Source organism: Alistipes sp. cv1 (assembly GCF_900240235.1).
Taxonomy (GTDB): Bacteria; Bacteroidota; Bacteroidia; order Bacteroidales; family Rikenellaceae; genus Alistipes_A; species Alistipes_A hominis.
Map to the genome: position 1 here is coordinate 119,033 of NZ_OEPW01000007.1, position 15,723 is coordinate 134,755.

Genomic DNA, 15,723 nt, shown 5'->3' on the forward strand with positions numbered 1-15,723 from the left:
CATGAATCTACCCCGCTACTCGCTCGACAACCGCAAGGTTATCTTTTTTTTCCTGGCCATACTGCTCGTCGGCGGCATTGTCGCTTTCACGCAACTGGGCAAAAAGGAGGACTCGCCATTCGTCATTAAAAGCGCGGCGATCGTCACCCGCTATCCCGGAGCGACGCCCGAAGAGGTCGAACAATTGATCACCGAACCGATCGAACGCGAAATCCAGTCGATGCGCCGCGTCTACAAGATCACGTCCGAGTCGTGGTACGGCATGTCGAAAATCATGATCGAACTGCAACCCTCGACGCCGGCCGGCGAGATGCCGCAGATGTGGGACGAACTGCGCCGCAAAATCATGAACGTGCAGCCCGCGCTGCCCGACGGGGCGTCGAACATCTCGGTCAGCGACGATTTCGGCGACGTCTTCGGCATCTATTACGGACTCTCGGCCGACGAAGGATTTACCTACGAAGAGATGCGCGACTGGGCGCAGCGAATCAAGACCGAACTGGTGACGGTGCCCGGCGTGCAGAAAGTCACGCTGTTCGGCGAACAGAACGGGGTGGTGAACGTCTACCTCAGCATGTCGGCCCTCGGCAACCTGTTCATCACGCCCGACGAAGTGATCCGCATCCTCAGCGGGCAGAACACGCTGGTCGGCAGCGGCGAAAAAATGGCCGGCCAGATGCAGATCAAGATCATCGAAACGGGAACTTATAAGAACCTCGACGACATCCGCAACCAGATTCTGACCTCGACCCAGGGTCTTCAGGTGCGCCTGGGCGACATCGCCCGGATCGAAGCGGGCTATGCCGAACCGCCAGGCACACTGATGCGCGTCAACGGCCGGCGGGCCATCGGGATCGGCGTTTCGACCGACCCGGAAAAAGACGTCGTCAAAACCGGCGCGCTGATCGAACGGAAACTGGCCGAGCTGAACCCGCAGATACCGATCGGCATCACGCTACAGACGCTCTATCCGGAAAACCAGATCGCTCGGGAAGCCAACAATACCTTCATCGTCAACCTGATCGAATCGATTTCGATCGTAATCGTACTGATCATGCTGATCATGGGTCTGCGCGCCGGCATATTGATCGGCAGTTCGCTGATCTTCGCCATCGGCGGCACGCTGCTGATCATGCAGTTTCTCGGCGTCGGCCTGAACCGTACTTCGCTGGCCGGATTCATCATCGCGATGGGAATGCTGGTCGATAACGCGATCGTCGTAACCGACAACGCGCAAAACGCGATCCTGCGCGGCGCGCGACGACGGCAGGCGCTGATCGACGGAGCCACCGGACCGCAATGGGGCCTGCTCGGAGCCACGTTCATTGCGATCTGCTCGTTCCTGCCGCTGTACCTGGCCCCGTCGGCGGTCGCCGAGATCGTCAAACCGCTGTTCGTCGTCGTAGCCATTTCGCTGTTGCTGAGCTGGATGCTCGCGCTGAGCCAAACCCCGCTATTCGGCAGCTACATTCTGAAAGAACAAACGCAGGCGGCTCCGCGAGACCCTTACGACCGGAAATTCTACCGCCTGTTCGACCAGTTGCTCGAACGGCTGATCCGCCGGCGCTGGTGGGTCGCGGGGATCATGGTCGCGCTGTTCGCCGGGTCGCTGCTGGTCATGGGAGCCATGCCGCAAAATTTTTTCCCGAACCTCGACAAGCCCTATTTTCGGGCCGACTGTTTCCTGCCCGACGGCTACAATATCCGGGATATGGAACGGAACATAATGCGGCTCGAAGAGTGGTTGTTACGGCAACCGTCCGTTAAGAACGTCTCGGCGACGATGGGCAGTTCTCCTCCGCGGTACTACCTGGCCAGCACTTCGTTCGGCCCGAAACCCAATTTCGGCAACCTGCTGGTGGAATTGACCGCGAAAGACTCGACGGCGGCGGTGGAGGAGCGTTTCAACGCCTATGCCCGCGCCAATTTCCCCGACCTGCTGGTACGCTCGTCGCTGTTCAAACTGTCGCCTGCGGTCGAAGCGGCCATCGAAATCGGATTCATCGGTCCCGACATCGACACGCTCGCCGCGCTGACCGAACAGACCGAAAGGTTGATGCGCGAGATCCCGGAAGTCACCGACACCCGCAGCAGTTGGGGCAACCCGATCCCGGTCTGGGAACCCGTTTATTCGCAGGAAAAAGGGCCCCGGCTCGGCATCACGCGACTCGCGGCAGCCCAGCAGATGACCATCGCCACCTCGGGCTACCAACTCGGCGAGTACCGTCATAAGGATCAGTTCATGCCGATTCTGCTGGTCGACGACGACCGGGCCGATTTCAACCTGAATAACCTGCGATCGGTGCCGATCTACTCGCCGAAAGGCAATGTCTATCCGCTCGAGCAGGTCGTCGACCGTTTTGATTTCGGATTCCGTTACGGCACGATCAAGCGCTACAACCGCGAACGGGTGATGATGGCCCAGTGCGACCCGGTACGCGGAGCCAATACGAAAGCGGCTTTCGGCAAGGTGCTCGAACAAGTGCGGTCGCGGATCGCGCTGCCCGAAGGCTACGACCTGAAGATCTTCGGCGAAGAACAGGGACAACAGGAGTCGAACGCTGCGCTGGCCGCCAACATGCCGCTCACGTTCATACTGATATTCATCACGCTGCTGCTGCTGTTCCGTACCTACAAAAAACCGGTCGTCATCGTGCTGATGGTGCCGATGATTTTCATTGGCGTCGTCGTCGGCCTGTTGGCTACCGGCAAACAGTTCGACTTTTTCGCGATGCTCGGCCTGTTGGGACTCGTCGGCATGAACATCAAGAACGCCATCGTACTGGTCGACCAGATCGGCGCCGAAACGGCAGTCGGCAAAAGCCCCTACGACGCCGTTCTGTCGGCGACCCGATCGAGAATCATCCCGGTCATGATGGCCTCCGGCACCACGATTCTCGGTATGCTGCCGCTGCTGTTCGATTCGATGTTCGGCGGCATGGCCGCCACGATCATGGGCGGACTGCTGGTCGCTTCGCTGCTGACCATTCTGGTACTGCCCGTCGCTTACTGCCTGTTTTTCGGAATCCGTAAACCGGCGCCTGCAAACCCTTAAAACAAACCCCGCAATGCGTACGAAATTCATATACCTATTACTGATCGCAGCCGTATCCGGCTCCGCCGCCGCCCAGGACACGCTCTCGCTCGACGACTACCGACTCCGCGTCCTGCAATACAGCTACACGCTGAAACAGGCCGCCGAGCAGACCCGCGCCGCAGAGGCCGCCGTCCGGGGCAGCTACACCGGTTTCCTGCCTCAACTCAGCGCCGACGGCGACTTTTCGATCAACTTCCGAAAACGTTTTCAGAGCGACCGGCTGCTGAAACCCTATTCGTTTTCGTTGCAGCCGGCTCTGGTACAGCAAATTTACGTCGGAGGAAGCGTCCGCGATAGTTACCGACAGGCGCAGGTGAATCAAGATCTGTTCCGGTTGCAGGAACAGCAATCGGAGCTGGACGTCGCCTACCTGGCCGAATACAACTACTGGAATCTGGCTTCGAACAAAGCGCTGCTGGACATCACGACCCGCTACGAAGCGATCGTCCGCGAAATGTTCAACGTAGTGCAGACGCGTTTCGACGACGGCTACGTAGCCCGCAACGACCTGCTGATGATTCAGACCCGATTGCAGGAAGCTGAATTCAGCCGTATACAGATCGAAAACGCCTACCGTATTTCGCTGCACAATTTCAACATCCTGATGGGAGAAAAACCCGACGCGCCCCGCCATGCGGCCGACTCGATCACGCAATCCGTTCCGCCGTTGCAGGAGATAGCCCCGGAAGAGGCCGTCCCGTCGCACCCGTCCTACCTGATCGCCGGCAAACAAATCGACCTACAACGGTACAACGTCAGACTGGCGGCTTCGCGGTTCAACCCGCAGCTCTCGGCCGGCGTGCAGGGCATTTGGAACACCCCGTCGCCGAACTATCACGGACAGACCCGGATCGACGGGCTGGCATTCCTACGGCTGAACATCCCGATTTTCCACTGGAACGAACGGCGTCACACGGTCCATGCGGCCGAAGCGACGCTCCGCTCGTCGCAGTATGCGCAGGCCGCCGTCGCGGACAACCTTTCGGTAGCGATCTCGAACGCATGGACAAACATCACCGAAGCGAATTTGCAGATCGCGACCGCCCGCTCAAACCTCGACGTCGCACGCGAGAACCTGTCGCTGAACACGTTCAGCTACAACGAGGGGGTACTGACCATCCTCGACGTCATATCCGCGCAACTTTCGTGGTTACAAGCTTATACGAACGCCGTAACGGCCCATTTCAACGAAAAGGTCGCCATTTCGGCCTATAAGAAAGCGATCGGCCGCTACGATTTTTCCAGATAATCCGCACGACCGTCGCCACCGCACGACCGCGGCTTACAGTGCGATTTCCAGAAACAAAGCGGCCATCCGTTTACGCCTTCTCTACCCCGCGATCTCGCTCAATTCGAGCCACCGCATACTTTTTTCGTCAATCAGGGCGATCACCTCGCCGATCCGCACCGATTTGGCGGTAAGCTCCCCGACAGATAGGCTACCGCTGCCGAGCAGTCGCTCCAGCTCGGCCTTTTCCTGCTCCAACTGCGGAATCTCCTGTTCGAGCCGTTCCATCTCTCGGTTTTCCTGATACGTCCGCTTGCGTTTGCCGGACGGCGCGGACGACTGTTTCGGCATTTGCTTTTCCTGTATCTTCTTGTTCTCCCGCGATCCGGCCGCCCGTTCTTCGGACTCTTTCAGCCGTTTCCACTCAAGGTAATCGCTGTAATTCCCCGGAAAATCTTTGATCTGCCCGCCGCCCTGGAAAACCAGCAGGTGATCGGCTACTTTGTCCATGAAATAACGGTCGTGCGAAATTACGATCAAACAACCGCCGTAACCCTGCAAGAACTCTTCGAGCACTTGCAGCGTCATAATATCCAGGTCGTTGGTCGGCTCGTCAAGCACCAGAAAATTCGGATTGCGCATCAGCACCGTGCAGAGGTACAGCCGTCGCCGTTCGCCGCCGCTGAGTTTTTCGACATAATCGTACTGCGTCTGCGCCGTGAACAGGAAATACTGCAAAAATTGCGACGCGCTCAACCGGCGCCCTTCGCCCAGCTCGATATGTTCGGTGATTTCGGTCACCACGTCGATCACCTTCGCGCCATCGTCGAACGACAGCCCGTCCTGCGAATAGTAGCCGAAACGGACCGTCTCGCCGATATCGATCGTCCCGGCATCCGGCTGCACCAGCCCCATCAGCATCTTGATAAAGGTCGATTTTCCGGTGCCGTTGTCGCCGACGATACCCATTTTTTCGTAACGGGCGAAACGGTAGTCGAATCCGTCGAGAATCACCTTGTCGCCGAAACGTTTGGAAAGCCCCCGCACCTCGAAGATCTTTTTCCCGATGTAAGCCGCTTTGACGTCCAGCCGCACATCTCCGCTCTCGCGGCGCTTGCGCAGCCGTTCCTCGAGTTCGCCGAACGACTCGACCCGCGAACGCGCTTTCGTCCCGCGCGCTTGCGGCTGCCGGCGAATCCACTCCAACTCGGTACGGTACAGATTGTTATCGCGCTCGCGTTGCGCATCGGCCGCATCGAGCCGCTGCTGCCGCTTTTCGAGATAAAGGCTGTAATTGCCGTGATACACGTACGCCTGCCGGTCGTCGATCTCAACGATGTCCGAGCAGACCCGGTCGAGGAAATAACGGTCGTGAGTCACCATCAGCAAGCTCAGTCGGGTATGAGCCAGATATTCTTCGAGCCATTCGGTCATCTCAAGGTCGAGGTGGTTCGTCGGTTCGTCGAGGATCAGCAGGTCGGGTTCGGCGATCAGCGCATTGGCCAGAGCGACCCGCTTGACCTGACCGCCGGACAACTGTCCGGTCGGCTGATCAAAATCCTTAATTTTCAACTGCGTGAGGATCTGCTTGACCCGCGATTCGTAGTTCCAGGCATCCTGCGCGTCCATTTCGGCCATCGCCCGGTGCAAAACGTCTTCGTCTGCCGACGCCACCGCCTGTTCGTAGGCGGCAACGGCGCGCAACGCGGGCGAATCGGCCAGGAAACAGGCGTCCAGCACGGTCGTTCCTTCGGGAAACGCGGGATTTTGTTCCAGATAAGCCACTTTCAGATCCCGGCGGAACGTGATCCGCCCCGCCTCGTAATCCTCGCGCCCGGCAATGATGTTGAGCAGAGTCGTTTTGCCCGTCCCGTTCTTCGCAATCAGTCCGATACGCTGACCTTCGCCGACTCCCAGCGACAAATTTTCGAAAAGCACCCGGTCGCCGAACGATTTGACGAGCCCCTCCACCTGAAGATAACTGACCATAAACTCCCTTTTTTCGTACAAAGATAAAAAGTTACGGCCGATTCATCCGGTTTTTCATAGTCAGGTCCGGAAAAATGCAACGGAAAAGAAAACCGGAGAGAAACCGTCGCAAAAAAATCCACCCGTTTCGGAGTGGATTTTAAATCGAACGTTTCCGGCAGAACTACTTCGCAACTTCCTGCTGAGCCTGCTGGATCATGTTATCGTTGGCCGTAATCAGGATCTCCACGCGGCGGTTCTGCGCACGCCCTTCCTCGGTCGAGTTGTCGGCGATCGGCGCATCGTAAGCCAGTCCGCGCGTAGTAATCCGGTTCGGATCGATCTTCTGACCTATCAAATAGTTAGATACGGCCTGCGCACGTTCCTCGGACAATTTCTGATTGATCTCGCGGCTGCCCGTATTGTCCGTATGACCGTAGATCGCCACGTCCGTCTCGGGAGATTGGGCCAGCGAAGAAGCGAATTTCTTCAGCGCCGAACGCGAAGCGTCGCCCAGTTCGCTCTTTCCGGTGGCAAACAGGATCTTGTCGTCGAATGTCACCTTGATGGCGGGCACGTTGTTTTCGTCGGTCACGGTTTCGACCTTCGCGCCCTCGATTTTTTCGAGTTCGGCTTTCTGCTTGTCCATCCGCTTACCGATCAACGCGCCGACTCCCGCGCCGACTCCCGCGCCGACCAGCGTACCGATCGCGGCGCCCTTACCGCCTCCGGCCAACGCGCCGATCCCGGCGCCGGCAACGGCTCCGCCGCCGCCGCCGATCGTAGCGCCTTTACCCGTAGAACTCATGTTCTGAAAAGCCGCGCAACCGGTCATCAGCAATGCCGCCGACAACATGGCGGCCATCGAAAATTTTCCTGTTCTCATATCCGTCGCAATTTACTCCGATACTTATCGGATAATAGTCTCCTCACGGTCGGGTCCCACCGATACGATCTTCACCGGCACGCCCGTCTCTTTTTCGATAAATTCGATATATTCCTTCAGTCGGGTGGGGAACTGATCGTAGTTCCGTATCCCGTTGATGTTGCAGTTCCATCCTTCGAACTCCTTGTATACCGGAACGATCTCCCCGTTGACCTCATACGGGAATTCGGTCGTCTCCTTCCCGTCCACCTTATAGGCTACGGCGACTTTCAGTTTTTCGAAATCGTTCAGCACGTCCGACTTCATCATGATCAGCGCGGTCACCCCGTTCATCATCACCGAATAACGCAGCGCCACCATGTCGAGCCATCCGCAGCGGCGCGGACGCCCGGTGGTAGCACCAAATTCCATGCCGATCCGGCGCATCTTCTCGCCGTCCTCGTCGAACAGCTCGGTCGGGAACGGACCGCTGCCGACCCGCGTGCAGTATGCCTTGAAAATCCCGTACACATTGCCGATCCGCGACGGAGCCACCCCGAGACCGGTGCAAACCCCAGCGCAAAGCGTATTGGAAGAGGTCACGAAAGGATAAGTGCCGAAATCGATATCCAGCATCGACCCCTGAGCCCCTTCGGCCAGGATCGCCTTGCCCTCGTCGAGCAACCCGTTGATTACGTGCTCGCCCTCGATAAAACGGAAACGCTTCAGGTTTTCGATCCCTTCGAGCCACTCCTTCTCGTAATCGGTGATATCGAACTGGAAATCGTATTGCCGCAGCAATTCCAGATGTTTCGCTTTCAGTCGCTGGTAACGCTCTTCGAACGCGGGAGAGAGAATATCCCCTACGCGCAACCCGTTGCGTCCGGTTTTGTCCATGTAGGTCGGGCCGATTCCTTTCAGCGTCGAACCGATCTTGGTCTTGCCTTTGGAAGCTTCGGAAGCCGCGTCGATGATCCGGTGGGTCGGCAGGATCAGGTGCGCCTTTTTGGCGATCAGCAGCTTGCTCTGTACGTCGACGCCGTCGGCCTCCAACGTGGCGATCTCGTCGGACAGGATCACCGGGTCGATCACGACGCCGTTGCCGATGATATTGATCGATCCGTCGCGGAAAATCCCGGAAGGAATCGTGTGGAGCACGTATTTTTTGCCTTCGAAATGAAGGGAATGTCCGGCGTTCGGCCCACCCTGGAAACGGGCGATCACCTGATAGTCGGGGGTCAGTACATCCACCACCTTTCCTTTACCTTCGTCACCCCATTGCAAACCTAAAACAACATCTATTTTTTTCATTGGTACGGTTAGAATAATTTCACAACGCAAAATTGCTTTCAAAGGTACGTAACTTTTTCATAACATAAAAGACGTCCGCAAAATTTAAGCGCTATTTTCGCGCCCGGCAAGAACGCTGGAACGAAGGGCGGTACCGCCCCGGAAACAAAAGCGCGTCAAAAGCGAAATCGGCGAACGCCCGTCCCGCAGCACGGAGCCGCGACGGTTCGATTGCGGACGATACTACTTTCGCCCGTCCGTCCGTTAATTTAACCGGAAAACACTCGGGGGTTTTCGGTAAAATAATTAACTTAGCACCTTAAAACGGGAATGCGAATGCGAAAAATACTGCTGATTCTGTTGTTGCTGGCAGCCGTCGGGCCGCACCGGGAAACAAAAGCGCAACTCAACAAGGCCTACTTTTTCTACGTGGGACAGAACTTCCTGATCGACAGCAAGTATCAGGATGCGATCGAGGTGCTCAATATCCTGCTGCGGGTCGACTCGACCGCCACCGAGGGTTATTTCCTGCGCGGCATCGCCAAATACAACCTCGACGACCTGCTGGGCGCCGAACAGGATTTCACGCTCGCCATCCGCCAGAATCCGGTTTTTACGACCGCCTACCAGTACCGCGCCATCACCCGTTCGCGGCTGGGCAATTACGACGACGCCCTGAAAGATTTCCAGGAAGCCATCGACCTGCGTCCCGACCGTCCCGGCCCCTATTACAGCCGCGGAGTCACCTTCCTGCTGAGCCAACAGTTCGAAAAAGCCATCGCGGATTTCACGACTTTCATCCGCTACGACAACAAGGTCTCGGACGCCTACCTGAACCGCGGCACCAGCTACCTGTACATGAAGGACACCACGCGCGCCCTGGAAGACTACAACCAGGGCATCCGCACCAACTACTACGACCCGAACGGCTACAACCGTCGCGGCTCGCTGTACCTGAGTCAGAAAAAATACGACCTTGCGAAACAGGATTTCGACCGGGCGATCGGCTACGACTCGACTTTTATCCCGGCTTATTTCAACCGGGCGCTGGTCTACTCGAACACCCGGCGGCCGGTCGACGCCATCGAAGATTTCAGCCGGGTGATCGAACTCGACTCGACCAGCGCGCTGACCTATTTCAACCGGGCGATCTTGCGTACGCAGATCGGGGACTACAACAAGGCGCTGGAAGACTACGACCGGGTGGCGCTGTACTCTCCGAACAACGTGCTCGTCTACTATAACCGGGCCGGCCTGTACGCCCAACTGGGCGATTACGACGCGGCCATCCGCGACTATTCGCGCGCCATCGAGCTCTATCCGGACTTCGCCAACGCCTACCTGAATCGCTCGTCGCTGCGTTACGCGACCAAAGACCTGAAAGGTTCGCGCAGCGATAAGGAAACCGCCGACCGGAAAATCGCCGAATACCGCTCGAAGCTGAACGACAGCACCTTCTCGATCTACGCCGACACGAGTCGCCAGTTCAACCAACTGCTATCGTTCGAAAATAATTTCACCGACGAAGAATACCAGCAGGTCAATGCCAAAAGCGCCGACATCGCGCTATTGCCGCTGTTCAAATTCTCGTTAGCACAACCCGACAGCACCCGGAACGCCGAGATTCCGCAGCAGTTCCAGCCCTATTACTCGGAAGAAGCCGAGCGTTTCAAAAAGCAGATCGGCCTGCCGCTGTTGAAATGGGTGAACCGCGACAGCGACGTTCCGCCCGATTCGCTGATCGCGTTCGATGCGGCGAACGGCGATTCGATCCGGACGGGAAGCGACTCATGGCAGATCTATTTCAAACGGGGACTCTCGCAATCGCTGATCAAGCAGTACACCAGCGCCATTTCGAACTATACGGCGGCGATCGACCGCAACCCGTCCAACCCGTTCCTGTACCTGAACCGCAGCACGACGCAAAGCGAGATGATCGACTTCGTCTCGTCGATCGACAACAGCTTCCAGCGGATCGCCATCGAAAGCGACCCGGCCAACCGCCTCAAGACTCAATCGACCCGTACGTACAATTACGACGAGGCGATCGGCGACCTGAACAAGGCGATCAAGCTGTTACCCGATTTCGCCTACTCGTATTACAATCGCGCCAACCTGTACTGTCTGTCGGGACAAATGTCCGAGGCGTTGGAGGATTACACGCGGGCCATCGAGCTGAACCCGCAGTTCGGAGAAGCGTACTACAACCGGGGACTGATCCAGATCTACCTGAAAGACACCCACAAAGGATGTCTCGACATGAGCAAGGCCGGGGAACTGGGTATCCAGCAAGCTTATAAAGTATTGAAAATATACGGGCAGCCGGGCAACAAATAGCCCGGCTACGACGACACCGGCAGCGAACGCGCCGCTTCCGGATCGACGGAAAAAGACTAACAGCAAACCGATCCGATGAAAGAGATCATACGGAAAAAAACGGCCGCGTCGCCCGTCCTGCGCTGGACGGTACTGGGACTGGTATCGTTCACGATGCTGACCGGCTACGTCATCGCCGACGTCATGGCGCCGCTGAAAACCCTGCTCGAACAGCAGCTCGGATGGGACAGCTCCGACTACGGGCTGTTCACGAGCGGTTACGGCTGGCTCAACATCTTCCTGCTGATGCTGATTTTCGGCGGTATGATCCTCGACAAAAAAGGCATCCGTTACGCCGGCGTCCTGTCGGTCGGGCTGATGATCGGGGGCACCCTGCTGAAATACTGGGCAATCACCGCCGACCTCGGCGGAGCGGTCTCGTCGTTTTCGATCGGAGGGCATTCGCTTTTCTCGGTCAAATCGCAGGTGCTGTACGCGACGCTCGGATTCGCCGTTTTCGGCGTCGGCGTCGAAATGATCGGCATTACGGCCAATAAAGCGGTCGTCAAATGGTTCCGCGGACGGTCGCTCGCGCTGGCCCTCGGCATCAACGTAGCGGCGGGACGAATCGGAACCGCGATCGCGATGTTCGGGTCGCTGCCGCTGGCTCGGATGACGGGCAATCCGGGCGCTCCGCTCGCCGTATGCCTGTTGCTGCTTTGCATCGGTCTGCTGAGCTTCCTGGTTTTCTGCGTGCTGGACCGGCGGGAAGACCGGGAAACGGAAACGCTCCCCGGCACGGAAAAAGAGGAAGAATTCAAACTGTCCGACATCGTCAAAATAGCGAAAATCAAAGCTTTCTGGTACATTACGATCCTTTGCGTGCTGTTTTATTCGGCCGTTTTCCCGTTCCTGAAATACGCCACCGAACTGATGATCCAGAAATTCCACGTATCGCCCGGATTCGCAGGCGCGATACCGGCCCTGCTGCCGTTCGGAAACATCTTGCTCACCCCGTTGTTCGGCAGTATTTACGACCGACGGGGACACGGGGCTACGATCATGCTGATCGGCTCGGCGCTGCTGGTCTGCGTATACACTCTGTTCGCAATCCCGGCGCTCACGGCAAACTGGATGGCCGTCGTGCTGGTACTGGTACTCGGAGCCGCCCTTTCGCTGGTGCCGTCGGCCATGTGGCCTTCGGTGACGAAAATCGTCCCGTACCGGATGCTGGGCACCTCCTATTCGATGATTTTCTGGATACAGAACTGGGGCCTGGCCTTCGTCCCGCTGTTGATCGGCGTCGTGCTCAAGAACCATTGCATCGCCGGCACCGTCGTGATCGACGGCGTGGTATCCACGCGCTACGACTACACGCTGCCGATGCTGATCTTCGCCGGATTCGGGGCGCTATCGATCGTCTTCGCGCTGCTGCTGCGCCGTGAAGACGCCCGCAAAGGATACGGACTTGAAAAACCGAACGACGAATTGCAAACGAACTCAACCACTAAAACTCAAATACCATGAAAAGAAGAGATTTTTTACGCGTCACACTGGTCGGAGGCGCCGCAGCGGCGGTAGCGCCGCTCGATTTATGGGGAAAAGGAACCGGCAAATCGGGTTTTACCCTCTGGCAACTTCCTTCTCAGGTAGACACGATCGGAAATTCGTTCGTTTTTCTGACGGACAAAGGGCGCGTCGTCGTCATGGACGGCGGAATGAACGACGAAACGCTTTTCCTGCGGGGATTCATCGCCGCACTCGGCAACGAAGTGGAAGCATGGTTCACGTCGCATCCGCACAACGACCACGTCGGCGCGCTGACCAAGATCCTGCAAAAACCCGACGGCATGAAAATCAATAAGGTATACCACTCCCGTTTCTCCGACTCGCTGCTCGCCTGCGAGGCCCCCTATCAACAATATGCGCTGGACTATTACGAAGCGCTGGACAAATCGGGCATCGAGGTGGCGAACCAGACCGAACCGGGGCTGACCGGACAGATCGACGGCCTGAATTTCAAGATCCTGGGAGTGACCAACGAAGAGTTCCGCACGAACCCCTATAACAATTCCAGCATGATCATCCGCGTGTGGGACAAAGCCAAATCGCTCGTATTCCTCGGCGATGCCGGCGTCGAGTGCGGCAACAAAGCGCTGAACGGCCCCTACCGCAAAGACCTCGACTGCGACTACCTGCAAATGGCCCATCACGGGCAGCAGGGTTGCGACGAAAACTTCTACAAAACGATCGATTTCAAAGCCTGCCTCTGGCCCACGCCGACTTGGGTATGGAACAACGACCAGGGGAAAGGTTTCAACACCGGCCCGCTGAAAACGATCGACACCCGCCGCTGGATGGATGAAAAGGGAATCAAAGAGCACCACGTCAGCTGTCTGGGACTGTTCAAACTCGGGTAACCGAACCCAAAAACGGCATTTTTTAAAGTCCCCGGAATCTTATCCTTCAGATTCCGGGGATTTGCCGTCCGGCCAATCCCGGAACCGAAACAACACCAATCAAAAAAGGGAACCGGAATTTTCTAATTCCGGTTCCCTTTCTGAATTTATATCGCAACTTTTACTTGCTCAGGTTGATGATCGAAGCAACCATCGCCGCCAGAGACGCCGTCGAGGACATCATTCCCATCACGTTAGCCAGCCCGTTCCCCTTGCGCTCCTGTTTCATCGGAACGATCACTTGACAGCCGGGCTCCACTTTCGGATAACGCTTGCAGAGGAATCCGCCGCGGGTAGCCGCCACTTTGCCGTTCATGTAGACGACGAAAGGACGCCTGCGCGCCTCCTGCTTGTAACCGCCGGCCTGATAAATATAATCCTTCACTTTCGACCGGTCGTACACGACGGTATTCTGGTACAACACGGCTCCCGACACGCGCACCGTACTATTGAATTTCGGAATAAAGATGCGGTCGCCGTCCTGCAGGATGATATCGTCGTTAGAACCCGGATTCTTAACGGCCGCCATTACGTCGATCCCCACCGGATAATAATCGGGAATCTCGACGGACTGCGTCGATACGGAATCCTTCCCCTTGTTCGTATTGGCAATCGCCATCACGGCTGCGACTTTGGCGCGGTCGTCGGCAGTCAGCCGCCGCTGCACGCTCGCCCCGACGACATAAGCTTCCGGCGTAAAACCACCCGCTTTCTTGATGATATCGGACAGCCGTTCCCCGGCCGAAGCGAGCACATACTCGCCGCCGAAAAGTATTTCGCCGGTAATCGCCACGCTTTGCTGCTCGGAATATCCCGGAGACCGGCGGATATAGATCTCGTCGAACGGCTCGATCAGAAACCGGCTGTCTTCCGGCGCGATCTTCAAATCTTCCGATATCTCGAAAGAATAATTTTCCGCGATTTTAGGCGAATAGGAAGTCGATTGGGGATCCTTGATCCGGCGGGCCACCTCGATCTTGGCCAGCGAGGCCGATTCCCGCAAACCGCCGCAGATCAGGACGACGTCTTCCACGGTCATCCCCTTGCGGAAAGTAAACGTATGCGGGTTGTTGACCTCTCCCTTCACCGTAACCGTATATTCTTCCCGCAAATCGTAGATATTCGGAATGTAAACCCGATCCAGGTTTTGCAGCGCGATGTCCGTCTGTCCGCCGACGATCTCCCGAACGTCGAACGGGATCACCGTATAATTGTTCGCCATATCCACCCGGGTGATCTGTCCCCGCGAGGCGAACTCGCTGCCCTTCAACCCTTCGGCTTTTGCGATCAACTGCGACAATGTCGCGATTTTTTCGGAAAATTCGTACTCGCCCGGACGCCATACGGCTCCTTCGATCGCAACCATGTTCGCATACATCGGCAGCACCTTCCCGATGCTCACGCTATCGCCGTCCAACAGCTCGAACGTCCCGAAATCGGCTTTATCCACCGTCAGAATGGTCAGCATCCGGCCGCTCTTGCGGTGCACCGTCACGTTGTCGCTGTAAGCATCCCCGGTAAAACCACCCCCGAAATCGATCAGCCGGGCCAGCGTCTCGCCGTCTTTCATGTCGTAAATACGCTCCCGCTTGATCTTTCCCCCGATCGTCACGTGGTTGTCATAAGGCGGCACGATGATCATATCGTTGTCTTCCAGCCGGATATTCGTCTCGTATTTCCCGTTGATCAGGTAGTCGTACACATCCAGATCGGCGATTTGCTTGCTGTTCCGGAAAACCTGAATATGCCGGAGCGACCCGATCCCGTTGACCCCGCCGGCCGAATAGATCGCATTGAACAGCGTCGCCAGCGAAGGCAGCGTATAAGTCCCCGGAGTAACGACCTCCCCGGAAATATTGACCTTGATGCTGCGAATCTGCCCCAGCGACACCTTCACCTGTCCGTTCATGATCTCGTGAATCCGGGATTCGACCCTTTTTTGGGCTTCGGCAACCGTCAATCCGGCCAAATTGATCGGGCCGACCCCCTGGATGCTGATACTGCCTTCCGGGGAAATTTTCTCCTGTACGCGCGATTCCGCCTCGCCCCAGACTTCGATGATCACCTCGTCGCCGGGCCCCAGCACGTAACTGGGCGGAGTAGCCATGTTGTAACTCGGCGCGAAAGTCAGGTTCTTCGTCGAAAATATCTCCTGTCCGAAAACGGTATTCCGGGTGAGGGAATCGACCGAACGGCGCTGAACGGCAGTCTTATCCTCCGATGCCTGCCGCTGATCGGCGGAAGCTTCCCGTCGCACTTCGTTCCCGCCCGTGTCCGCGGACGTATCCGCTCGGGAAGATTGAGAAGAAGAGGGAGAAGTCGCATGCATCGCCGCATTGATCTGGGCGTCCGAAGCTCCCATCGCTTTCGCCTGCTGCACCATTCCCGGCGTAACGACCACCTGGCCCGACGCGCCCGTTAGCATCAACAAGGCCCCTATGAGTAAAGCATAACCTGATTTACGTGTCGAATTCATATGAAATATTATAATTTTATCAAA

The 15,723-nt window shown here is 57.2% G+C and carries 9 protein-coding genes and 1 pseudogene; 5 read left to right on the forward strand and 5 right to left on the reverse strand.

Annotation, left to right across the window (positions count from 1 at the left end; genetic code table 11):
- Position 1: 1 nt before the first annotated feature.
- Positions 2 to 3,055, forward strand: coding sequence for an efflux RND transporter permease subunit (locus C1A08_RS11380; protein WP_101573573.1), 3,054 nt, complete (start codon positions 2 to 4; stop codon positions 3,053 to 3,055).
- Positions 3,056 to 3,068: 13 nt separating this feature from the next.
- Positions 3,069 to 4,346 (forward strand): TolC family protein, encoded by a 1,278-nt coding sequence (locus C1A08_RS11385; RefSeq protein ID WP_101573575.1) that lies wholly within the window; start codon positions 3,069 to 3,071, stop codon positions 4,344 to 4,346.
- Between the two features lie 81 nt (positions 4,347 to 4,427).
- Here the strand turns inward: C1A08_RS11385 and C1A08_RS13560 are convergent, their stop codons facing one another.
- The 4 genes and pseudogenes from C1A08_RS13560 to C1A08_RS11400 form a co-directional block, all read right to left on the reverse strand.
- Complete coding sequence (locus tag C1A08_RS13560; protein WP_373419261.1) at positions 4,428 to 4,739, reverse strand: ABC transporter C-terminal domain-containing protein; 312 nt, start codon at positions 4,737 to 4,739, stop codon at positions 4,428 to 4,430.
- Positions 4,733 to 6,314: pseudogene (locus tag C1A08_RS11390) on the reverse strand (ABC-F family ATP-binding cassette domain-containing protein); the annotation flags it as partial. The gene C1A08_RS13560 and the pseudogene C1A08_RS11390, both read right to left, overlap by 7 nt.
- Before the next feature lie 163 nt (positions 6,315 to 6,477).
- Positions 6,478 to 7,179: an OmpA family protein gene (locus tag C1A08_RS11395; protein ID WP_101573577.1), complete on the reverse strand. Its 702-nt coding sequence runs from the start codon at positions 7,177 to 7,179 to the stop codon at positions 6,478 to 6,480.
- A gap of 24 nt (positions 7,180 to 7,203) precedes the next feature.
- A complete protein-coding gene (locus C1A08_RS11400) occupies positions 7,204 to 8,469 on the reverse strand; it encodes an adenylosuccinate synthase (RefSeq protein WP_055203044.1) in 1,266 nt (421 codons plus the stop codon).
- Between the two features lie 315 nt (positions 8,470 to 8,784).
- Here C1A08_RS11400 and C1A08_RS11405 point away from each other — a divergent pair, with 315 nt between their 5' ends.
- The 3 genes from C1A08_RS11405 (at position 8,785) to C1A08_RS11415 (ending at position 13,184) form a co-directional block, all read left to right on the forward strand.
- Complete coding sequence (locus C1A08_RS11405) at positions 8,785 to 10,785, forward strand: tetratricopeptide repeat protein (protein ID WP_101573672.1); 2,001 nt, start codon at positions 8,785 to 8,787, stop codon at positions 10,783 to 10,785.
- 75 nt (positions 10,786 to 10,860) lie between these two features.
- Entirely contained in the window at positions 10,861 to 12,291 is a 1,431-nt protein-coding gene (locus tag C1A08_RS11410; protein WP_101573579.1) for an MFS transporter, read from the forward strand.
- Positions 12,288 to 13,184: a ComEC/Rec2 family competence protein gene (locus C1A08_RS11415; protein ID WP_055203038.1), complete on the forward strand. Its 897-nt coding sequence runs from the start codon at positions 12,288 to 12,290 to the stop codon at positions 13,182 to 13,184. Before C1A08_RS11410 ends, C1A08_RS11415 begins: the two co-directional genes overlap by 4 nt.
- Positions 13,185 to 13,344: 160 nt before the next feature.
- Here C1A08_RS11415 and C1A08_RS11420 read toward each other — a convergent pair whose 3' ends face one another.
- Positions 13,345 to 15,699, reverse strand: coding sequence for an SLBB domain-containing protein (locus C1A08_RS11420; RefSeq protein WP_257937112.1), 2,355 nt, complete (start codon positions 15,697 to 15,699; stop codon positions 13,345 to 13,347).
- Positions 15,700 to 15,723 lie beyond the last annotated feature (24 nt).